This window comes from Streptomyces sp. NPDC058371, from assembly GCF_042723265.1.
Lineage (GTDB): Bacteria > Actinomycetota > Actinomycetes > Streptomycetales > Streptomycetaceae > Streptomyces.
In genome coordinates, this window is sequence record NZ_JBHXJC010000003.1 from 495,802 (window position 1) to 516,274 (window position 20,473).

The window sequence follows — 20,473 nt, forward strand, 5'->3', positions numbered from 1 at the left end:
CCGATGACTGCCCTGCTCCAGCCCACTCCGGCCGCGGCGCCCGCCCCGGTCCCGGAAGCGGCACCGGCCGACCGACATAGCCGTACCGGTTCCGCGGCTCCTGCCGCCACGGCTGCGGCCACCCCCGCCGCCGCGGCCACCCGCCGCCCCGTCGAGGGCTCCGTCCACTCCTGGGATCTGTCGACCGGTGTCGACGGCCCCGGCACCCGCTTCGTCACCTTCCTCGCCGGCTGCCCGCTGACCTGCCTGTACTGCCACAACCCCGACACCTGGCGGATGCGCAGCGGCAGGCGGACGGCGGCCGACAACGTGATCGGCGAGGCCCGCAAGTACACGCGCTTCATCGCGGCCGCGGGCGGTGGTGCCACCGTCAGTGGCGGCGAACCCCTTCTGCAGCCGGTCTTCGCGGGCGAACTGCTGCACCGCTTCCGACACGAACTGGGCCTGCACACCGCCCTCGACACCTCCGGCTTCCTCGGCGTACGCGCCACCGACGCCCTGCTGCGCGACGTCGACCTGGTCCTGCTCGACATCAAGTCCTGGGACCGCGAGACCTACAAGAAGGTCACCGGGCGGCCCCTCCGGCCGACCCTCGACTTCGCCCACCGCCTGGCCGGCCTCGGGAAGGAGACGCACATCCGCTTCGTGCTCGTACCGGGGCTCACGGACGACCCCGCGAACATCGAGGGCGTCGCCGCCTTCGCCGCCTCGCTCGGCATCGTCTCGCGCGTCGACGTGCTGCCCTTCCACAAGCTGGGCGAGGCCAAGTGGCAGGCCCTCGGCATGCCCTTCTCCCTGCGCGACACCCCGTCCCCGACTCCGGAGCAGACAGTCATGGCAAAGGACATCTTCACGGCCCATGGCCTGAAGGCGGTGTAAGACCCAATGACACTCGAACGGCCTACAGGACAGGCAACCGGACCGAGCCCTTCCTACGGTGACTCCATGAGCCCGTCCCCCTACGGCGGCCCCACCCGCACGTCCACGCCCGCCGCGCCCACCGCCTCCGGGAAGGACACCTACCGGCCCGGGTCGACGATCGACGAGTGGCGGCCGGAGGACGACTCCTTCTGGCAGTCCGTCGGGCGCAAGGTCGCCAACCGCAACCTGTGGATATCCGTCCCGGCGCTCATGCTCGGCTTCGTCGTCTGGCAGGTGTGGTCCGTCACCGCGGTCCGCCTCAACGATGTCGGCTTCGGCCTCTCCACGTCCCAGCTGTTCTGGCTGACCGCCATACCCGGCATCACCGGCGGGACGTTCCGCGTGCTCTACACGTTCATCGGGCCGATCTTCGGCGAGCGGAAGTTCACCGCGTTCTCCACGCTCATCCTGATCGCCCCGATGCTCTGGCTGGGCTTCGCGCTCCAGGACACCGGAACCCCGTACTGGGAACTGGCACTGATCGCCGCCACCTGCGGCATCGGCGGCGCCAACTTCTCGTCGTCCATGGCGAACATCGGCTTCTTCTTCCCCAAGCGGGAGAAGGGCAGCGCCAACGGCCTCAACGGCGGACTCGGCAACCTCGGTGTCTCCGTGGTCCAGCTGGTCGCCCCGCTGGTCGTCACGGCGGCCGTCCTCGGCGCCCCGGCGGGCGGGCCGCAGCGCGACACCGTAAAGAACACCGACGTCTGGCTGCAGAACGGCGCGTTCCTGTGGGTGCCGCTCCTGGTGATCATGGCGCTGCTCGCCTGGTTCTTCATGAACGACCTGAAGGTCGCCGCCGCCCCCTTCAGCCAGCAGAAGATCATCTTCAAGCGCAAGCACAACTGGCTCATGACCTGGCTCTACGTCGGCACCTTCGGCTCGTTCATCGGCTTCGCCGCCGCTCTGCCGATGCTGATCAAGAACAACTTCGCCGACCAGGGCTACCAGGCCACCACCTACGCCTGGATCGGCCCCTTCATCGGCGCCCTCATGCGCTGGGCCGGCGGCTGGCTCTCCGACAAGATCGGCGGCGCCCGGGTGACCCTGGTGTCCTTCGTCGGCATGGCCGCCTCGCTGGTCGTGGTGATCAACGCGCTGCCGTCCGGCGCCGAGCAGGGCAGCTTCTGGGCCTTCTACGTCGGTTTCCTGTGCGCGTTCGCCTTCTCCGGCGTCGGCAACGGCTCGACCTTCCGCCAGATCCCGGTGATCTTTCGGGACCAGCACCTGAAGAACGCGGCGGACCAGGGCCCGCAGGCGCAGCAAGCCGCGCTCAAGCAGGCCGAGATGGAGGCCGGAGCGGTCAGCGGCTTCTCCGCCGCGATCGCTGCCTACGGGTTCTTCTTCATCCCCGCGATGTTCGCCAACATCTCCGTCACCAGCGCGCTGTGGCTGTTCATCGGCTTCTACGCCACGTGCCTCGTCGTCTGCTGGTGGTTCTACGCCCGCCCCGGCGCCGAGGCGCCCAGTTGAGCCGGGCCGGTCCACGACCCCCTCGGCGTACCCTGGACACATGAGTACCACCCCCGCCCCCGCCCCCGAACCGCGCGATCCGAAGCCGGCGCTGGTCTTCGACGACCCGTTGAGCCAGCAGTCCTCGGACGACACGGACCGTGGGTGGGGCGAGCGGCCCGGCGCCGACAGCGACAGCGCGGCCGACCTGAAGCGGTTCCTCGACGAGAAGCCGCCCCACCACATCTGAGCGTGTCCGGCCGGACGGGTCCATGCCCGCCCGGCCCGGCGTACGCGCGCTGCTAGGGCTCGTTGTGCCCGGAGCCGCGCTGGGCCACCAGAGCGTCGCGGATCTCCTTGAGCACCTCCAGCTCGCTCACCTCCAGCACCTCCTGAGTGCCCTCCTTCGCCTTGCGGCGGGCCTCCTGCCGGGCCAGGTACTTGGACATCGGCAGGACCATCAGGAAGTACACGACGGCCGCGGTGATCACGAAGGTGAGGGCGGCGCCCAGCACCGAGCCCCACATGATCGTGATACCCGTCGCGGTGTCGCCACTGCCGGAACAGGGGGCTTTGAGGCAGGAGTGGTAGCTGTCGAGGTTCTTCGTGCCGATCGCGCCCACCAGGGGGTTGATGACTCCCTTCACCACTGAACTGACGATGTTGGTGAAGGCCGCGCCGATGACTACCGCGACTGCCAGATCGACGACGTTTCCACGCATCAGAAAGGCCTTGAAGCCCTCCCAGATGCTCGGCTCCTTCTTCTCGATCACCAAGAGGCCCCTCTGCACAAGTTGTGGAACAAACAGCTCCGCAACCTACGTCAGGGCGTGCCGGACCTGTCCAATTGGGTCCCTCGATCGAGGGACTTGACATCCCTTCGTCGCTCAGCACAGGGTCACCGCCAGCCGTGAGGTGGCGCCGGCCCCGGCCAGCTGTGCCGCGGCCGACCGTGGGACAGACAGCACGACCAGTGCCCCGGTCTCGGTGGCACCGACGTCCGGCACATCGGTCACCCGCACCCCGGCCGCGACCACTCGCGCCGCGCCGCCGTTGTCCGCCGCGACCACGTCCACCCGGTCGCCCGGCTGCAACAGCCGCACCGTGGCTCCGTCGGCGATCCGCACCGGTGCCGTCACCATCTCGACCGCGCGCCGCTCACGTACGGGCGTGGCGGAAGGAGGGGAGGCGGCCGTCGGACGCTCGCGTGCCCGGCCGGCGTCACGGGGGCCCGCCGCGACGAGCGCGGCAGCCGTCACCGCCAGGCCCGCCGCCACGGCCCGCCTTCGATGCCGTAACAGACGTCGCAACGGCAGCCTGCCGGTCCGCACCCGCACGGGGGCGAAATGCGGGACCTCGCACGTGGGCGGTGCGTCCGTGCCCAACGGGCGTACCAGAGGGGAGAGCTGAGCCATGGGTGCCACCACCTGCCACGAGAGATCGGCTTGCGATCCCACGATGAGGCCTCGTGGCGAAGCCCGTCGGAGCCGGTGGACGACCGACGGGTTGTGGACAACTCCCTCACCCGAACGGGACGTTCCGTTCCGTCGACCCCGGTCGGCACCCGACGGCACCTGACCCCGGTCGGCACCCGACGGCACCTGACCCCGGTCGGCACCCGACGGCACCTGACCCCGGTCGGCACCCGACGGCATCTGACCCCAGTCGGCCCCCGACGCACCCGGCCCAGGTCGGCACCCGACCCCGGCCGGCCCCCAGTACCCGGTCGCCACCCCTACGGCAGCGTGAACCCCGGATCCATCCCGCCCAGTGCCGTCGTGCACAGGCAGTCCCGCGCATCGTTCGGGGGCAGGGCGGCGACCGCGTCGAAGAGGACACCGCGCAGCCGGTCCACGTTCGCCGCGAACACCTTCAGTACGTCCTCGTGCGAGACGCCCTCGCCGGTCTCGGCGCCCGCGTCGAGGTCGGTGACCAGGGTCATCGACGAGTAGCAGAGCTCCAGTTCACGGGCGAGCGCGGCCTCGGGGTGACCGGTCATGCCGACCACCGACCAGCCCTGCGCCTGGTGCCAGAGGGATTCGGCCCGGGTCGAGAACCGCGGCCCTTCTATGACCACCAGGGTGCCGCCGTCCACCGGTTCCCAGTCCCGACCGCGCGCCGCCTTCAGCGCGGCCGCGCGACCGGTGGGGCAGTACGGGTCGGCCAGCGACACATGGACGACGTTCGGTACATCGCCGCCGGGCAGCGGCAGTCCGTCGAAGTAGGTCTGCGTCCGGGCCTTCGTACGGTCGACCAGCTGATCCGGTACGAGCAGGGTCCCGGGGCCGTACTCGGGGCGCAGGCCGCCGACCGCGCAGGGGCCGAGCACCTGGCGTACGCCCACGGAGCGCAGTGCCCAGAGGTTGGCGCGGTAGTTGATGCGGTGCGGCGGCAGATGGTGGCCGCGGCCGTGGCGGGGGAGGAAGGCGACTCGCCGGCCGGCGATCTCACCGAGGAAGAGGGAGTCGCTGGGTGGCCCGTAGGGGGTGTCGACCTGTACCTCGGTCACGTCGTCGAGGAAGGAATAGAAACCCGATCCGCCGATGACCCCGATCTCGGCCGTGACCGACGACGGGGCCTGCCCCGGGGCCACCGCACCCGCCGGGCTCTGTGCGTTCTCCGTGTTCGCCATGACCCGCACCCTAGCCGGGGCGGGAAACGCCGAAGACCCCGCCGTCAGAGGACGACAGGGTCTCGCAGGAAAAGCCTTACGCGGCGGTGCTGCCGGCCGAGGAGGAGCCGCTCGACGAGCTGCTCGACGACGACTTCGAGTCCGACGACGACGACTTCGACTCCGACGAGGACGTCGACTTCGAGTCGGATGACGAGCCCGTCTTCGTGGTCGAGGCCGGGCTGGCGCTCGACGACGAACCGCGGCTGTCATTGCGGTAGAAGCCGGAGCCCTTGAAGACAATGCCGACCGCGGAGAACACCTTCTTCAGGCGTCCCTCACAGCTGGGGCACTCGGTCAGAGCATTATCGGTGAACTTCTGCACCGCCTCGAGGCCCTCGCCACACTCGGTGCACTGGTACTGGTAGGTCGGCACTTGTCTTCCTCCTGGCACTCTCACTCAGTGAGTGCTAACGACGGTCCATAGTGACGTATTCCTCGGGATCAGTCCACCGTCACCGGCGTGCGGTGACCGACGCCACGTGCCACCGTGCGGCTGCGCGAGCGCGGCGCGAGGTGTGAACGCAGGGCCACGAGGGTCACCAGAGCCAGTGCCGTACCGGCCAACGGCACCAGGAATCCGGCGCCGTCCCAGAGGCGGTCCTCCAGCTGTCCGGCGACCGTGACGGCCGCTGCCTGGCCGAGCGCGACCGCACCGGTCAGCCAGGTGAAGGCCTCGGTCCGGGCATTCGCCGGCACCAGGCTGTCGACGAGCGTGTAGCCGGTGATCAGGGCGGGCGCGATGCACATGCCGACGAGGAGTCCGATGCCGGCGAGGACGACCACCGAGTGGGCGGCCCACAGACCGGAGGCGGTCAGCGCGAGAGCCGCGTATCCCAGGACGAGGCGCCGCTGCGGAGCCACCTTCCAGGCGACGGCGCCGCAGACGATGCCGGAGAGCATGTTGCCCGCGGCGAAGATCCCGTAGAGGACGCCGTTCAGGCCGGGCTCGCCGATCGACTCGCTGAACGCGGCGAGCGAGACCTGCATGCCGCCGAAGACGGAGCCGATGCCCAGGAAGGTCACCATCAGCACGCGCACCCCGGGGACGCTCAGCGCGGAAACGCGCTCCACGCGTGCGTGCCCCGCGCCGGACGGGGCGACGGCGGGCTGAGTGCTCTTCTGCGCCGCGAACAGCAGTCCGCCGATCAGGGTCAGCGCGGACTCGGTCAGCAGGCCCGCGGTCGGGTCCAGGGCGGTGCACAGGGCGGTCGCCAGCAGCGGGCCGAGTACGAAGGTCAGCTCGTCCGTGACGGACTCGAAGGCGGCCGCGGTGGTCATCAGGGGCGAGTCCTGGAGCTTCACGCCCCAGCGGGCGCGCACCATGGGGCCGATCTGCGGCACCGAGGCGCCGGTCGGGACGGCCGCCACGAAAAGGGCCCACAAGGGGGCCCCGGTCAGCGCGAGTGCCGTCAGGGAGAGACCGGCCAGGGTGTGCACGAGGACGCCGGGCAGCAGGACGGTGCGCTGCCCGTAGCGGTCGGCGAGCCGCCCGCTGTAGGGCGCGAACAGCGCCATGGAGACGCCGGTGGCGGCCGCGACTGCGCCCGCGGCCCCGTAAGAGCCGGTGGTGTGCTGGACGAGGAGCACGATGGAGATGGTGAGCATCGCGAACGGCTGTCGCGCGGCGAAGCCGGGAAGCAGGAACGTCCAGGCGCCGCGGGTGCGCAGCAGCTGTCCGTATCCCGGGCGGGAGGTGACCGTGGATGCCACGGCCCGTGCCTTTCTGCCGCCTGGTAGCGCGCCCGTGCGGGGGTGCCGAGAGCTGTCCTCTTGCGCGGAACTGCGGTAGATACCGGCGCCCACTGCGGGAGGGCGTCACGGCCGCCATACGGTCGCGCCAGCTCTGCGTCAGGCAGAGTTGGTTCGATCAAGCAAAGTTGGTTCGATCAAAGTATGCCTTCATCGTACAGGGGTGAAGGCAAGGGGCGCCTGTGAAAACGAGCACCGTGGCGTCGTTCGCCTGCGAATGCGCATCGCCCCTTAATGTCGCGTTTGGTGTTCCGTCCCGTTGGCCGCCGTGCCCAGCCAGCCGGCCAGCTTGCCGCCCTGTCCCACCGCGCGCAGCCGCTGTTCGGCCGCGTCCCGGACCGGGTCGGTGGCGACCACGAGCAGCTCGTCGCCGAGCCGCAGCACGGTCGTGGGCAGCGGCACGAAGGACGTGCCCTCGCGCACCACCAGCGTCACGGCGGCCCCGGGAGGCAGCCTCAGCTCGTTGATCTCGACGCCGTGCATCCGTGACCCCTTGGGGATCGCCACGGACAGCAGATGCCCGCGCAGCCGCTCCAGGGGCGCCGATTCGATCCCCAGGTCGGCGGGCCCCGCGGAGGCGCCCAGCCGCAGCTTGCGGGCCAGCCAGGGGAGTGTGGGCCCCTGGATGAGCGTGTAGACGACGACCAGCACGAAGACGATGTTGAAGATCCGGCGGCTCTCCTGGATGCCGCTCACCATCGGGATGGTCGCCAGGATGATGGGCACGGCGCCGCGCAGCCCGGCCCAGGACATCAGCGTCTGCTCCTGCCAGGGCAGCCGGAACGGCATCAGGCTGAGGACGACGCTCAGCGGCCGCGCCACCATGGTCAGCACCAGGCCTATGACCAGCGCGGGCCAGATGTCGTCGCCCATCTCGTGCGGTGTCACCAGCAGTCCGAGCAGCACGAACATGCCGATCTGGGCGATCCAGCCGAGGCCCTCCGCGAAGCCGCGCGTGGCGGGCCAGTGCGGCAGCTTTGCGTTGCCGAGCAGCATGGACGCGAGATAGACGGCGAGGAAGCCGCTGCCGTGGGCGAGCGCCCCGGCCGCGTACGCCGTGACCGCGATGGCCATGACCGCGATCGGGTAGAGGCCCGACGCCGGCAGGGCCACGTGCCGCAGTCCCCATGAGCCGAGCCAGCCCACCGCGAGGCCGATGGCGGCGCCGATGGCCAGCTCCAGGGCTATTTCGCCCAGCAGCGCGTACCAGTGCTCCACCGGGCCCGCCGTGGAGAACGCGACGACCAGGATGACCACCGGAGCGTCGTTGAAGCCCGACTCGGCCTCCAGAACGCCCGTCACGCGCGTGGGGAGGGGGATTCTGCGCAGGACCGAGAAGACGGCCGCCGCGTCCGTCGAGGACACCACCGCCCCGATGATGAGCGCCTGCCGCCACTCCAGCCCGATCAGATAGTGGGCGGCCGTGGCCGTCACTCCGACGCTCACCGCGACGCCGACGAGCGCCAGTGAGGTGGCGGCCGGGAGGGCCGGTCTGATCTCTTTCCACTTCGTGGCGAGGCCGCCCTCGGCCAGGATCACGACCAGGGCCGCATACCCGATGACCTGGGTCAACTCGGCGCTGTTGAAGTGGATGTCGCCGATTCCGTCCTGGCCCATGGCGACGCCGATGCCCAGGTAGACGAGCAGGCTGGGGAGCCCGCTGCGCGACGAGATGCGAACCGCTGCCACCGCGATGAGCAGGACGAGCGAGCAGACGAGCAGGAGCTGGTTGAGGTGGTGGACAGTCAGCGGCCGTTCCCTTCCTTAGCTCACGCGTTTCAAGCGCGAGCTCACGTACTACGAACTCAAGTACTTCGTTACCTTACCTAACTCTTGACGATTTCTTGACACTTCCAGGTGCAAGATCGAACGCACGTACTTCTGGGTTGCCGACTCCGCGTCAAGGCGCGGTGGGCCCTGCGCCTATGGTTGCTCCAGCACTCCAGGACCGCCTGCCGCTCGCGTTAGGACAGCAAGGACAGCGATGCCCCCCAACACCACCGCCTCTTCCGGCCAAAAGCCCGGCAAGTCCGGCAGGAAGAAGGGGCGCAGAGCCCGTCTGCTCGTGATCGTTCTGGTTCTGGCCATCGTCGGAGGCGTCGCCTACGGCGCGTACTGGAGCATCAGCACAGTCCGTGCCTCCTTCCCGCAGACCAAGGGATCGATCCAGCTCGACGGTCTGTCAGGACCCGTCGACGTCAAGCGTGACAGCTACGGGATCCCGCAGATCTACGCCTCCTCGGACGAGGACCTGTTCATGGCGCAGGGCTTCGTACAGGCGCAGGATCGGTTCTACGAGATGGACGTCCGCCGTCACATGACGTCGGGCCGGCTGTCCGAGATGTTCGGCAAGGGCCAGGTCAAGGACGACGAATTCCTGCGCACCCTGGGCTGGGACCGGGTGGCGAAGAAGGAGTACGACACCAAGCTGTCGGCCGCCACGAAGAAGTACCTCCAGGCGTACGCCAAGGGGGTCAATGCCTACCTGAAGGGCAAGGACGGGGCGGACATCTCCCTGGAGTACGCGGCCCTCGGTTTCACCAACGACTACAAGCCTCAGGAGTGGACCCCGGTCGACTCGGTGGCCTGGCTCAAGGCGATGGCGTGGGACCTGCGCGGCAACATGAAGGAGGAGATCGACCGCTCCCTGATGACCAGCCGCCTGGGCCCGAAGCAGATCGCCGACCTGTACCCGGAATACCCGTACAGCCGGAACAAGACGATCGTCCAGGAGGGTCAGTACGACAGCGTCACCAGGTCGTACGTCCAGGGCGGCGGCACCGGCAGCGGCGGCTCCACGGGGTCCGCGGCGGGCACCGGCCTGGCGGGGAACACCACGGCTCCGGACGGCCTGCAGAGCCAGCTGTCGGGCCTCTACGACGTCCTGGACGACGTCCCGACGGCCGTCGGTGTGAACGGCAACGGCATCGGCTCCAACTCCTGGGTGGTCTCCGGGGACCACACCATCACCGGCAAGCCGCTGCTCGCCAACGACCCGCACCTGTCGGCGTCGCTGCCGTCGGTCTGGTACCAGATGGGGCTGCACTGCCGCAGCATCAGCGACAAGTGCCAGTACGACGTGTCCGGTTACACCTTCGCGGGGATGCCCGGTGTGGTCATCGGTCACAACCAGGACATCGCCTGGGGCATGACCAACTCGGGGGTCGACGTGACGGACCTCTACCTGGAGAAGCTCACCGGCGACGGCTACCAGTACGACGACAAGGTGCTGCCCTTCACGACCCGCAAGGAAAAGATCAACATCGCGGGCGCCAAGAGCAAGACGATCATCGTCCGGGAGACCAACAACGGACCCCTGCTGTCCGACCGCGACGACGAACTGGTCAAGGTCGGCAAGAAGGCCACCGTCGACAGCGCGGCGCCCGACCGCGGAGACGGCTACGGCATCTCGCTGCGCTGGACCGCGCTGCAGCCGGGCAACTCCATGGACGCCGTCTTCGAGCTGGACAAGGCCACCGACTGGACCGAGTTCCGCAAGGCCTCCCAGTCCTTCGACGTGCCCTCGCAGAACCTGGTGTACGCCGACACCGAGGGCCACATCGGGTACCAGCTGCCCGGCAAGATCCCTACGCGAGGCAAGGGCGACGGCTCGCTCCCCTCGCCCGGCTGGGACTCCAAGTACCGCTGGACCGGCTACATCCCGCAGTCCGCGTTGCCCTACGAGTACGACCCCGAGCGCGGCTACATCGTGACCGCCAACCAGGCCGTCGTCGACAAGGACAAGTACCCCTACACGCTGACCACGGACTGGGGCTACGGCACGCGCAGCCAGCGCATCACCGACCTGATCAAGACGAAGATCGACGGCGGCGGCAAGATCTCCACCGACGACATGCGGCAGATGCAGCTCGACAACAGCAGCGAGATCGCCAAGCTCCTGGTGCCCAAGCTGCTCAAGATCGACGTCGCCGACAAGAACGTGCGCGAGGCCCAGAAGCTCCTCGAGGGCTGGGACTACACCCAGGACGCCGACTCCGCGGCGGCCGCGTACTTCAACGCGACCTGGCGCAACATCCTCAAGCTCGCCTTCGGCAACAAGCTGCCCAAGGAACTGCGGGTCAAGGGCCAGTGCCTGTACGTCGAACCGGTCAACACCACCGGCCCCGTGGACGACGACCAGAAGGTGCGCGAATGCGGTCAGCGTGACGCGGACCAGGCGCAGCCGGACGGTGGCGACCGCTGGTTCGAGGTGGTCCGCAAGATCGTCGACGACGAGCACAACGACTGGTGGAAGGCGCCCAAGACGCGCACCGACACGAAGGTCACGAACCGAGACCAGCTGTTCGCCCGCGCCATGAAGGACGCCCGCTGGGAGCTGACCGCCAAGCTCGGCAAGGACATCGACACCTGGAGCTGGGGCCGGCTGCACCGCCTGTTCCTGAAGAACCAGACGCTGGGCACCGACGGTCCCGCCGTCGTGAAGTACATGCTCAACCGCGGTCCCTGGAAGCTCAGCGGCGGCGAGGCGACGGTCAACGCGACCGGCTGGAACGCGGCGGGCGGCTACGGAGTCGTCTGGGTCCCGTCGATGCGCATGGTGGTCAACCTCGGTGACCTCGACAAGTCCAAGTGGATCAACCTCTCCGGCGCCTCCGGGCACGCCTACAGCGCCCACTACACCGACCAGACGGACAAGTGGGCAAAGGGCGAGCTGTTGTCCTGGTCCTTCTCCGACAAGGCCGTGGACGAGAGCACCAGTGACACGTTGCTGCTGAAGCCGTGAGACCGGACGGATCGTGAAAAGGGCCCTCCACGCGTGCGTGGAGGGCCCTTCGCATGTGTGTGGAGGGGCCCCTTCGCGCAAAGGGTGACGTCGGCCGCCGGTGGAGGCCGGTGCGAGACGGTCAGCGAAAGCGCCGTACTCCCGCAGGGGTCACCACCGCGTGCACCGGCCGGTCGTGCGCCTCGGCGGGAACCCGTTCGACGACCTCCGTGTCGTACAGCAGCACCACCAGCGCGGGATCGGCCCCCGCGCGCTCCAGGCGCGCCAGTACGCGGTCGTACGAGCCCCCGCCGCGCCCCAGGCGCATCCCGCGCGCGTCCGCCGCAAGGCCGGGCAGCAAAACGGCGTCGGCCTCCTGGACGGCGGTCGGCCCGAGCCGCTCGCCCGCCGGCTCCAAGAGGGCGGTCTTCCCGCCGTGTTGGACGCGTACGAGCGCGTCCTCCCCGCCGTACGCCCCCCAGTCCAGGTCGTTGTCCGCCATCAGGACCGGCAGGAGCACGCGCACCCCGCGTGCGTGGAGCGCGTCCAGGAGCGCGAGGGTGCCCGGCTCACTCCCCACGGACACGTACGCCGCCACCGTGCGCGCATGCGCCAGTTCCGGCAGCTCCAGGGCCCGGGCGGCGAGAGCCCCGGCTGTTTCCCGCACGTCATCAGCCGTCAACCGGCTTCTCACCGAAAGGATCTCTCGTCGCAACATTCGCTTGGCAGGCTCAGCCTCGCGTCCCTGGTGACTCACAGGTCCTCCGGTACCTTTCGTAATGCGCTCATATGAGAATGAATTAACCGGAGCCTCAGTTTCCGCACATAGCCACCGGATATGGTTGCGGACATGACTGAGTCACACCCCAGGATCAGCAAGGCTGTCATCCCCGCAGCAGGCCTCGGCACCCGGTTCCTGCCGGCCACCAAAGCCACTCCCAAAGAGATGCTGCCGGTCGTCGACAAGCCGGCGATCCAGTACGTGGTCGAAGAGGCCGTGTCCGCGGGGCTCGACGACGTCCTCATGATCACGGGCCGCAACAAGCGCCCCCTGGAGGACCACTTCGACCGCAACTACGAGTTGGAGTCGGCCCTCCAGAAGAAGGGCGACGCCGGGCGGCTCGCCAAGGTCCAGGAGTCCAGCGACCTCGCGACCATGCACTACGTGCGCCAGGGCGACCCCAAGGGCCTCGGACACGCCGTCCTGTGCGCCGCCCCGCACGTCGGCCACGAGCCCTTCGCCGTCCTGCTGGGCGACGACCTGATCGACCCGCGCGACCCGCTGCTCGCGCGCATGGTCCAGGTCCAGGAACAGCACGGCGGCAGCGTCATCGCGCTCATGGAGGTCGCGCCCGAGCAGATCTACCTCTACGGCTGCGCGGCCGTAGAGACCACCGGCGAGGACGACCTCGTGAAGGTGACCGGACTGGTCGAGAAGCCGGACCCGGCGGACGCCCCCAGCAACTACGCGATCATCGGCCGCTACGTTCTCGACCCGCACATCTTCGACATACTGCGCAAGACGGAGCCCGGCCGCGGCGGCGAGATCCAGCTCACCGACGCCCTCCAGCAGCTCGCCACCGACGAGAAGGTCGGCGGCCCGGTGCACGGCGTGGTCTTCACGGGCCGCCGCTATGACACCGGGGACCGCGGCGACTATCTGCGTGCCATTGTCAGACTCGCGTGCGAACGTGAAGACCTGGGCCCGGACTTCCGGACCTGGCTTCGCAGTTACGTAGCCGAGGAGATGTAGCAATTTGAGCAGCGCCGCGACCCACGTCACCGGCCAGGACCACCTCTGGTCGGTGACCGAACACCTGGAGGACATCCTCGCGACCGTCCGTCCCCTCGAACCCATCGAGCTGCAACTCCTCGACGCCCAGGGCTGCGTCCTGGTCGAGGACGTCACGGTGCCGGTCTCCCTGCCGCCGTTCGACAACAGCTCGATGGACGGGTACGCGGTCCGGGTCGCCGATGTCGCGGGCGCGAGCGAGGAGTACCCGGCCGTTCTGACGGTCGTCGGCGATGTGGCGGCGGGCCAGGCCGAGCAGCCGTACGTGGGTCCCGGTGAGGCCGCCCGCATCATGACCGGCGCGCCGTTGCCGCCCGGAGCCGAAGCGGTCGTCCCCGTGGAGTGGACCGACGGCGGCCTCGGGGAGGGCGCCGTCTCCGGGATGCGCGCCCACAGCGCGGCCCCCGAAGGCGCTTCCGGCCAGGTGCACGTCCACCGCCCCGCAGAGGCACGCGCGCATGTACGCGCGAAGGGCAGCGACGTGAAGGCCGGCGACCGGGCGCTGGCGGCCGGCACGATCCTCGGCCCGCCGCAGATCGGCCTGCTCGCCGCGATCGGCCGCGGCACGGTCCGCGTGCGCCCGCGCCCGCGCGTGGTCGTGATGTCCACCGGCAGCGAGCTGGTCCAGCCCGACGAGGCGCTCGGCAGCGGCCAGATCTACGACTCCAACAGCTTCGCCCTGTGCGCGGCCGCCCGCGACGCCGGGGCGATCGCCTATCGCGTGGGCGCGGTCGCCGACGACGCCGAGACGCTCCGCTCCACCATCGAGGACCAGCTCATCCGCGCGGACCTCCTGGTCACCACCGGCGGGGTCAGCGTCGGCGCGTACGACGTCGTCAAGGAGGCGCTGTCCTCCGTGGGCGACGAGGACGAGGAGGGCAGCGGCATCGACTTCCGCAAGCTCGCCATGCAGCCCGGCAAGCCCCAGGGCTTCGGCTCCATCGGTCCCGAGCACACGCCCCTGCTGGCGCTGCCGGGCAACCCGGTGTCGTCGTACGTCTCCTTCGAACTGTTCGTCCGCCCCGCGATCCGCACGCTGATGGGCCTCAAGGACGTCCACCGGCCCACGACCAGGGCGACGCTCAGCGTGGACAAGGCGCTGACCTCGCCCGCGGGTCGCCGGCAGTTCCTGCGGGGGACGTACGCGGAGGGGAAGGCGACGCCCGTCGGCGGCGCCGGCTCCCATCTGATCGCGGCGCTCGCGCATGCCGACGCCCTGATCGTGATCCCCGAGGACGACACCTCGGTCGAGCCCGGTGCCGAGGTCGAGGTGGTCCTGCTCGGCTGAGCGGCCGGTCCGGGGAGGGCCTGCTCCGGTTGAGCCGCCCGTCCTGGGAGGGTCTGCTCGGCCGAGCCGCCGGTCCCGGGAGGGTGCTGCTCCGCTGAGAGGTCCGAGTTGGCGGTACCGTGTCGCGCACAACAGGCCACGCGCCGCACCGCGACGGGCCCTGACCGGGAGCGCCACAGCAGATGACCGTATCTTCCCGGGGGGACACCCCCGGACCCCCTGAGCAGGACCGACTGACGCACATCGACGAGGCGGGCGCCGCCCGCATGGTCGATGTCTCCGGGAAGGACGTGACCGCGCGCACCGCCAGCGCCAGCGGCCGTGTGCTGGTGTCGCCCCGGGTGGTCGAGCTGCTGCGCGGCGAGGGGGTCCCCAAGGGCGACGCCCTGGCCACTGCGCGGATCGCGGGCATCATGGGTGCCAAGCGGACCCCGGATCTGATCCCGCTGTGCCACCCGTTGTCGGTGTCGGGTGTCAAGCTGGATCTGTCGGTCACGGACGACGCCGTCGAGATCCTCGCCACCGTGAAGACCACGGACCGTACGGGGGTCGAGATGGAGGCCCTCACCGCGGTCAGCGTGGCGGCGCTCACCGTGATCGACATGGTCAAGGCGGTCGACAAGGGGGCGGTCATCACGGACGTACGCGTGGAGGAGAAGACGGGCGGAAAGTCTGGCCACTGGAGCAGGGCATGACCGCACAGCCGTACCGCGCGCTCGTCGTCACCGCCTCCAACCGAGCCGCCGCCGGGGTCTACGCGGACAAGGGCGGACCCCTGATCGCCGAAGGGCTCGCCTCGTACGGCTTCGAGGTGGACGGTCCGCAGGTCGTGTCCGACGGGGATCCCGTCGAGGCCGCGCTGCGGGCCGGTGTCGCGGCCGGTTACGACGTCATCGTGACCACCGGCGGCACGGGCATCTCGCCCACCGACAGGACCCCCGAGGCCACCCGGCGCGTGCTCGACCACGAGGTGCCGGGCATTCCCGAGTCCATCAGGGCCTTCGGCAGGGAGAAGGTGCCGACGGCGGCACTGTCCCGGGGGCTCGCCGGAGTCGCGGGAGGGACGCTGATCGTCAACCTGCCGGGCTCCACCGGCGGGGTGAAGGACGGTCTCGCCGTCCTGGAGCCCCTGCTGGTCCACGCCGTCGACCAGATCCGCGGCGGCGACCACCCCAGACCCGGCGCCGGTGGGGGTGCGAGCTGAACAGCCCATCCTGGCCCGTCGAGCTGGTGGAAGGCGATGTCGTCCTCAGGCCGATAAAGGTGCGCGACCAGCGGGCGTGGCGCGAGGTCAACCGGCGCAACCGCGACTGGCTGCGGCCGTGGGAGGCGACGATTCCGCCGCCCACCCCGGCCGGTCCGATCGCGCACCGGCCGACCTACCGGCAGATGGTCCGGCACTTGCGCGCGGAGGCCAACGCGGGCCGGATGCTGCCCTTCGTCATCGAGTACCAGGGGCGGCTGGTCGGGCAATTGACGGTCGCGGGCATCACCTGGGGATCGATGTGCTCCGGGCATGTCGGTTACTGGGTCGACGAGTCGGTCGCCGGGCGAGGGGTGATGCCGACGTCTGTCGCACTGGTGGTCGACCACTGCTTCCGCACCGTTGGTCTGCACCGCATCGAAGTCTGCATTCGCCCCGAGAACGGGCCGAGCCGCAGAGTCGTGGAGAAACTCGGATTCCGCGAGGAAGGACTTCGGCCGCGTTATCTGCACATCGACGGAGCCTGGCGCGACCATCTCGTCTTCGCGCTCACCGCGGAAGAGGTGCCGGAGGGGCTGCTCGCCCGCTGGCAGCGCGGACGCTCGAAGGGACCCCGTCAGAACACCCCGGGGGACTCCTCCCCGAACGCTCCGCGGAACTCCGCCTAAGCCGCCCGGATACGTCGGCAGCCTGTGACAAATGAAATAGGTGTTCGAAATTGATCGGTGGGCGATCGTCTCGGGGCGTTAAATTCGCGCTCCCGGCGGCCTGCTGATCGCATCGGTCACAAAAAAAGCTCGAAATATCAGCCAGATCGTGCGACACACCGGCGCAATTGGCAGATGGCCTCACGCAAACCCCTCTACCGTGTGAGGCGTGAGCAGCAGCGGCCTCATCTACGCAGTCATCGTCGGGGCCTGGGCCGCCTACTTGGTGCCGATGTGGCTCCGTAGGCAGGACGAGCTGAACGAAGCCCGTCCGACGGAACGCTTCAGCACCGCCATCCGGCTGCTGTCCGGACGGGCGGGGATGGAGCGCCGGTACGCCAAGGACCTGCAGGCGCGCTCCACCGACGAGGGGGAGCCCAGCGCCGAACCGGACGGCGTCACCGACTCGGTGGACGTCCGGGCCTTCGCCGTGCCGCCGACCGAGTCGCACGCGCCGGCGCAGAAGCGGGCGCAGGCGCAGGCCCAGCAACGACAGCAGGTGCAAGCGCAGGTTCCGGTGAAACCCAGCGCTCAGCGGGAGCAGGCGCCGCAGTCGTACGGGAGACCCGCTTCCCGGGCGACGGAGCGGCCCGCGTCCCGGGCGGTCGACAGACACGCTTCGCGGGCGGGCGACCATCACGGTGCCCGTGGAGCCGATCAGTCGGGTTCCAGGACGGCCGACAGGTCCGTACCGCAGCAGGCCGGCAAGTCCGCCAAGCCGTCGAACTCGTCGACCGCACCGTCTGCTTCGGGGCACGCCGGGGGTTCGCCCAAGCCGGCGGCCAAGGGTGTGCCGGCGGCGCGGCGGGCGTCCTCGGCGGAGGCCGCAGCGCGCGCCCGGCGCACGAAGGTGCTCGCGCGCCGGCGGCGTACGACCGTGATGCTCTTCATCGCCTTCACGCTCGGCGCGATCGTCGCGGCGGTCGGCGGGCTCGCGTTCCTGTGGGCGCCGGCGGCGCCCGCGGCGCTGCTGAGCACGTACATCGCCTATCTGCGCGTCCAGGAGCGCCGGCGCTTCACGTACACGATGGACCGGCAGCGGGCCGAGGCGGCGGCGCAGCGGTTGCGCGAGCGGCAGCCTCGGCGGCGGCCGACCATGGACCCGGGCACCGACGAACCGGACGACTCGCCCGAGCCGGAGGCCGACCCCGGTCTGTCGGCACTCGCGGCCGACCGTCGTGCCCTGGTCGAGCAGACCGATCACGCGGAGTGGGTCGACCAGCAGCGTGAGCGCCAGCGGCGGCCCGGGCGCGGGGACAGCTGGGATCCCGTTCCGGTACCGCTGCCGACGTACGTGACCGCGCCCGTCGCGCCGCGGGCGACGTCCAGTGTCGATCTCGGTGCGCCCGACGCGTGGAGTTCGGCGCGGTCCAGTGCCGCCGAGCCGAGTGCTCCGGAGGCGGAGGCCGTTGCGGAGGAGCGTGCGGACGGCGCGGACGGAGGCGATGCGGCGGACGACGACGGTCGATGTGACGCGCGTCGCGCCGCGTCCGCCCGGCGCGCGCGCGAGCGCGGGCGCACGCCCCTCTTCGACCAGTACGAGGACGGGGATCGGCCGCGGGCGGCCAACGAGTAATGGTCCCGGCGGGTCGCAGACCCCCGGTCGAGGCGACGGTCGTGGCTGCTCGGTCCACCTCTGTTGACCAGCCAGGAACGGATTTCCAAGCACCCGGATGGGGATGCTAGAGTTTCTCTCGTTGCAAGGGCCTGTGGCGCAGTCTGGTAGCGCACCTCGTTCGCATCGAGGGGGTCTGGGGTTCAAATCCCCACAGGTCCACCGCAATTGAGAACCCCGTCGGATTCGTCCGGCGGGGTTCTCGCGTGTGCCCGGGGCCCGGTCGGGCCGGGGTTACAGCGGCTTGGCGAAGCAGTGGCTCAGGGGCTCGTGGCGGTAGAGGCCGAACTTGGTGCAGGGCTCGTAGCCGCTGGAGACGTAGAGGGCGATCGCCTCCGGCTGCATGGCGCCCGTCTCCAGGACCATCCGCGTGCGGCCGGCCGCGCGGGCGTCGTCCTCCAGGTCGGCCAGGATGCGGCGGGCCAGGCCGAGGCCGCGGGCCTCGGGGATCACGTACATCCGCTTGAGCTCGGCGTCGCCGTCCGAGTAGCCCTCGGCGTTCTCGTTCTGGGTGCGCCAGCCGCCCGTCGCTGTCGGGCGCTCCCGCTCGTCGTACGCGAGGAGATAGCGGCCGAGCGGCGGCTCGAACATCGACGGGTCGAGAGGTGTGAGGTCGCCCTCGTCGCCGTAGCGCTCGGCGTATTCGAGCTGCACCTGGTCATTGAGTTTGACGGCGTCGGGGTGGTCGAACGGGACCGGGCGGATATTCATGCGCAGCATCGTACATCTATGCGTCAGGAACGGGGTACGGATTAAGTATCGTGCCCGAGTGCTGACTGTGACCTCTGTGAACGTAAACGGACTTCGGGCCGCCGCCAAGAAGGGCTTCGTGGAGTGGCTCGCCGGGACCTCCGCGGATGTGCTCTGCCTGCAGGAGGTGCGGGCCGAGCCTGCGCAGCTCCCGGGGGGCGTGCGGGAGCCCGAGGGGTGGTACGTCGTGCACGCGCCCGCCGCGGCCAAGGGGCGCGCGGGTGTGTCCCTTTACACACGGCGTGAGCCGGACCGCGTGCAGGTCGGGTTCGGGTCCGCGGAGTTCGACGCCAGTGGACGGTACGTCGAGGTCGACCTGCCCGGTGTCACCGTCGCCAGCCTCTATCTGCCCTCCGGTGAGGTCGGGACCGAGCGGCAGGACGAGAAGATCCGGTTCATGGGGGAGTTCCTCGGCTATCTGAAGGGGCTGCGCGAGCGCGCCGCCGCCGACGGGCGCGAGGTCGTCGTCTGCGGTGACTGGAACATCGCCCATCAGGAGGCCGACCTCAAGAACTGGCGCGGCAACCGCAAGAACTCCGGGTTCCTGCCGGAGGAGCGGGAGTGGCTGGGGCAGGTGTTCGAGGAGGGCGCCGGGTACGTGGACGTCGTACGCGCCCTGCATCCGGACGTCGAGGGGCCCTACTCCTGGTGGTCGTACCGGGGGAGGGCTTTTGACACCAATGCCGGATGGCGCATCGACTATCACGTCTCGACGCCCGGGCTGGCGGGGAAGGCCGTCAAGGGCTTCGTGGAGCGGGCGGCGACCCATGGGGAGCGCTGGTCCGACCATGCGCCGGTGACGGTGGTCTACGACCTGTAGGGCTGATATGGGCTGTAGGGCCGATACGGGCCTTGTAGGACAGGTGTGCCCTCCAGGACCGAGCAGGGGGCGGCGACCGGGGGGGGGGCTACGGCGTGCCTTCCGGATTGCGCAGGCGGCGGTCGAGCGCCATCGACAGCTCGGCTTCCACGACGCTCTTCGCCAGGGGGCGCAGGCGCTGGAGGTCTTCCGGGGTGCGGTCCTGGGCGAGGACCAGGTCGGTGAAGAGTTCGGCGAGGGCGTCCGTGTGCTCGCGTACGCGGCGGGCGGCGCCCAGGACGTCCGCGAGCGGGATGCCCTCGCGGACCAGTGCCGCCGACACGTCGAGGAGGCGGCGGCTGATGTGCACGATCTCCGTGCCGTCGGTGCCCAGGTAGCCGAGGTCGAGCGCGGCGGCGAGGTTCTCCGGGGTGGCCTGGCCGGCGAAGACGTCGGCCAGTTCCTCGGGGGAGAGGCGGACGGGGGTCTCCTCGGTGGGTTCGCCGAGGCCGAGCAGCTCGCGCACGTCGCGGCCGTGGTCGAAGGCCTCGGCCAGTTCCGCGATGCCGTTCAGGGTGTGACCGCGCTCCAGCAGCGCCGAGATCGTGCGCAGGCGGGCCAGGTGGCCGGCGTCGTACCAGGCGATACGGCCCTCGCGGCGGGGCGGCGGGATCAGCTTGCGTTCGCGGTAGAAGCGCAGGGTGCGCACGGTGATGCCGGCCTCCTTGGCCAGCTCCTCCATGCGGTATTCGCGCTTGCCGGGCTCGGGGGGCGCGCCTGTGCTGTCGCGCGCCCGCGC

Annotated in this window: 20 protein-coding genes and 1 tRNA gene; 12 read left to right on the forward strand and 9 right to left on the reverse strand. The window is 70.0% G+C overall.

Going from position 1 to position 20,473, the window contains the following annotated elements:
* The first annotated feature begins 3 nt into the window (after positions 1–3).
* From pflA to ACFWM2_RS13725, 3 genes are all read left to right on the forward strand, one after another.
* Positions 4–879 carry a pyruvate formate-lyase-activating protein gene (gene pflA, locus ACFWM2_RS13715; RefSeq protein ID WP_383277746.1) on the forward strand — a complete coding sequence of 292 codons (876 nt, stop codon included), beginning with the start codon at positions 4–6 and terminating at the stop codon, positions 877–879.
* Between the two features lie 66 nt (positions 880–945).
* Entirely contained in the window at positions 946–2,394 is a 1,449-nt protein-coding gene (locus tag ACFWM2_RS13720) for a NarK family nitrate/nitrite MFS transporter (protein WP_383277749.1), read from the forward strand.
* 40 nt (positions 2,395–2,434) lie between these two features.
* On the forward strand, positions 2,435–2,623 hold the full coding sequence (locus tag ACFWM2_RS13725; RefSeq protein WP_383277752.1) for a hypothetical protein: 189 nt from the start codon (positions 2,435–2,437) through the stop codon (positions 2,621–2,623).
* A 52-nt stretch (positions 2,624–2,675) separates the two neighbouring features.
* Here the strand turns inward: ACFWM2_RS13725 and mscL are convergent, their stop codons facing one another.
* From mscL to ACFWM2_RS13755, 6 genes are all read right to left on the reverse strand, one after another.
* On the reverse strand, positions 2,676–3,146 hold the full coding sequence (mscL, locus tag ACFWM2_RS13730; protein WP_383277755.1) for a large conductance mechanosensitive channel protein MscL: 471 nt from the start codon (positions 3,144–3,146) through the stop codon (positions 2,676–2,678).
* A 114-nt stretch (positions 3,147–3,260) separates the two neighbouring features.
* Positions 3,261–3,788 carry a hypothetical protein gene (locus ACFWM2_RS13735; RefSeq protein ID WP_383277758.1) on the reverse strand — a complete coding sequence of 176 codons (528 nt, stop codon included), beginning with the start codon at positions 3,786–3,788 and terminating at the stop codon, positions 3,261–3,263.
* Between the two features lie 320 nt (positions 3,789–4,108).
* A complete protein-coding gene (locus ACFWM2_RS13740; protein WP_383277761.1) occupies positions 4,109–5,005 on the reverse strand; it encodes an S-methyl-5'-thioadenosine phosphorylase in 897 nt (298 codons plus the stop codon).
* A 76-nt stretch (positions 5,006–5,081) separates the two neighbouring features.
* Positions 5,082–5,420, reverse strand: a complete 339-nt coding sequence (locus ACFWM2_RS13745) for an FmdB family zinc ribbon protein (protein ID WP_383277764.1) — start codon at positions 5,418–5,420, stop codon at positions 5,082–5,084.
* 68 nt (positions 5,421–5,488) lie between these two features.
* The gene (locus tag ACFWM2_RS13750) at positions 5,489–6,757 is read right to left on the reverse strand and encodes an MFS transporter (protein ID WP_383277767.1); all 1,269 of its coding nucleotides are present in this window, start codon (positions 6,755–6,757) and stop codon (positions 5,489–5,491) included.
* Between the two features lie 270 nt (positions 6,758–7,027).
* Complete coding sequence (locus ACFWM2_RS13755) at positions 7,028–8,545, reverse strand: potassium/proton antiporter (protein WP_383278318.1); 1,518 nt, start codon at positions 8,543–8,545, stop codon at positions 7,028–7,030.
* A 235-nt stretch (positions 8,546–8,780) separates the two neighbouring features.
* On the opposite strand from ACFWM2_RS13755, the gene ACFWM2_RS13760 reads away from it, so the two are divergent.
* Positions 8,781–11,540: a penicillin acylase family protein gene (locus ACFWM2_RS13760; RefSeq protein ID WP_383277770.1), complete on the forward strand. Its 2,760-nt coding sequence runs from the start codon at positions 8,781–8,783 to the stop codon at positions 11,538–11,540.
* A 121-nt stretch (positions 11,541–11,661) separates the two neighbouring features.
* On the opposite strand, the gene ACFWM2_RS13765 is transcribed toward ACFWM2_RS13760, so the two are convergent.
* The gene (locus tag ACFWM2_RS13765) at positions 11,662–12,237 is read right to left on the reverse strand and encodes a 5-formyltetrahydrofolate cyclo-ligase (RefSeq protein WP_383277772.1); all 576 of its coding nucleotides are present in this window, start codon (positions 12,235–12,237) and stop codon (positions 11,662–11,664) included.
* A 132-nt stretch (positions 12,238–12,369) separates the two neighbouring features.
* Here ACFWM2_RS13765 and galU point away from each other — a divergent pair, with 132 nt between their 5' ends.
* The 7 genes from galU to ACFWM2_RS13800 all read left to right on the forward strand — a co-directional run bounded on the left by galU (position 12,370) and on the right by ACFWM2_RS13800 (position 18,287).
* On the forward strand, positions 12,370–13,272 hold the full coding sequence (galU, locus tag ACFWM2_RS13770; RefSeq protein ID WP_383277775.1) for a UTP--glucose-1-phosphate uridylyltransferase GalU: 903 nt from the start codon (positions 12,370–12,372) through the stop codon (positions 13,270–13,272).
* A 4-nt stretch (positions 13,273–13,276) separates the two neighbouring features.
* Positions 13,277–14,599: a gephyrin-like molybdotransferase Glp gene (gene glp, locus ACFWM2_RS13775; RefSeq protein WP_383277778.1), complete on the forward strand. Its 1,323-nt coding sequence runs from the start codon at positions 13,277–13,279 to the stop codon at positions 14,597–14,599.
* Between the two features lie 182 nt (positions 14,600–14,781).
* Positions 14,782–15,294 carry a cyclic pyranopterin monophosphate synthase MoaC gene (gene moaC, locus ACFWM2_RS13780; RefSeq protein ID WP_383277781.1) on the forward strand — a complete coding sequence of 171 codons (513 nt, stop codon included), beginning with the start codon at positions 14,782–14,784 and terminating at the stop codon, positions 15,292–15,294.
* Positions 15,291–15,803, forward strand: a complete 513-nt coding sequence (locus tag ACFWM2_RS13785; RefSeq protein WP_383277784.1) for a molybdenum cofactor biosynthesis protein B — start codon at positions 15,291–15,293, stop codon at positions 15,801–15,803. Before moaC ends, ACFWM2_RS13785 begins: the two co-directional genes overlap by 4 nt.
* Positions 15,804–15,829: 26 nt before the next feature.
* On the forward strand, positions 15,830–16,471 hold the full coding sequence (locus ACFWM2_RS13790) for a GNAT family N-acetyltransferase (protein ID WP_383277787.1): 642 nt from the start codon (positions 15,830–15,832) through the stop codon (positions 16,469–16,471).
* A 208-nt stretch (positions 16,472–16,679) separates the two neighbouring features.
* Positions 16,680–18,086: a gephyrin-like molybdotransferase receptor GlpR gene (gene glpR / locus ACFWM2_RS13795; protein WP_383277790.1), complete on the forward strand. Its 1,407-nt coding sequence runs from the start codon at positions 16,680–16,682 to the stop codon at positions 18,084–18,086.
* Between the two features lie 127 nt (positions 18,087–18,213).
* A tRNA-Ala gene (locus tag ACFWM2_RS13800) sits at positions 18,214–18,287 on the forward strand.
* A gap of 72 nt (positions 18,288–18,359) precedes the next feature.
* Here ACFWM2_RS13800 and ACFWM2_RS13805 read toward each other — a convergent pair.
* Complete coding sequence (locus tag ACFWM2_RS13805; protein WP_383277793.1) at positions 18,360–18,836, reverse strand: GNAT family N-acetyltransferase; 477 nt, start codon at positions 18,834–18,836, stop codon at positions 18,360–18,362.
* 58 nt (positions 18,837–18,894) lie between these two features.
* Between ACFWM2_RS13805 and ACFWM2_RS13810 the strand changes: the two genes are divergently transcribed.
* The gene (locus tag ACFWM2_RS13810) at positions 18,895–19,695 is read left to right on the forward strand and encodes an exodeoxyribonuclease III (protein WP_383277796.1); all 801 of its coding nucleotides are present in this window, start codon (positions 18,895–18,897) and stop codon (positions 19,693–19,695) included.
* Positions 19,696–19,783: 88 nt separating this feature from the next.
* Here the strand turns inward: ACFWM2_RS13810 and ACFWM2_RS13815 are convergent, their stop codons facing one another.
* On the reverse strand, positions 19,784–20,416 hold the full coding sequence (locus ACFWM2_RS13815; protein WP_383278321.1) for a MerR family transcriptional regulator: 633 nt from the start codon (positions 20,414–20,416) through the stop codon (positions 19,784–19,786).
* Positions 20,417–20,473: the final 57 nt, after the last annotated feature.

Coding starts and splice junctions, on each gene's coding strand:
- pflA (WP_383277746.1), top strand. CDS start 4: ATGACTGCCCTGCTCCAGCCCACTCCGGCCGCGGCGCCCGCCCCGGTC.
- ACFWM2_RS13720 (WP_383277749.1), top strand. CDS start 946: ATGAGCCCGTCCCCCTACGGCGGCCCCACCCGCACGTCCACGCCCGCC.
- ACFWM2_RS13725 (WP_383277752.1), top strand. CDS start 2,435: ATGAGTACCACCCCCGCCCCCGCCCCCGAACCGCGCGATCCGAAGCCG.
- ACFWM2_RS13735 (WP_383277758.1), bottom strand. CDS start 3,788: ATGGCTCAGCTCTCCCCTCTGGTACGCCCGTTGGGCACGGACGCACCG.
- ACFWM2_RS13740 (WP_383277761.1), bottom strand. CDS start 5,005: ATGGCGAACACGGAGAACGCACAGAGCCCGGCGGGTGCGGTGGCCCCG.
- ACFWM2_RS13760 (WP_383277770.1), top strand. CDS start 8,781: ATGCCCCCCAACACCACCGCCTCTTCCGGCCAAAAGCCCGGCAAGTCC.
- ACFWM2_RS13765 (WP_383277772.1), bottom strand. CDS start 12,237: ATGTTGCGACGAGAGATCCTTTCGGTGAGAAGCCGGTTGACGGCTGAT.
- galU (WP_383277775.1), top strand. CDS start 12,370: ATGACTGAGTCACACCCCAGGATCAGCAAGGCTGTCATCCCCGCAGCA.
- moaC (WP_383277781.1), top strand. CDS start 14,782: ATGACCGTATCTTCCCGGGGGGACACCCCCGGACCCCCTGAGCAGGAC.
- ACFWM2_RS13785 (WP_383277784.1), top strand. CDS start 15,291: ATGACCGCACAGCCGTACCGCGCGCTCGTCGTCACCGCCTCCAACCGA.
- ACFWM2_RS13805 (WP_383277793.1), bottom strand. CDS start 18,836: ATGAATATCCGCCCGGTCCCGTTCGACCACCCCGACGCCGTCAAACTC.
- ACFWM2_RS13815 (WP_383278321.1), bottom strand. CDS start 20,416: ATGGAGGAGCTGGCCAAGGAGGCCGGCATCACCGTGCGCACCCTGCGC.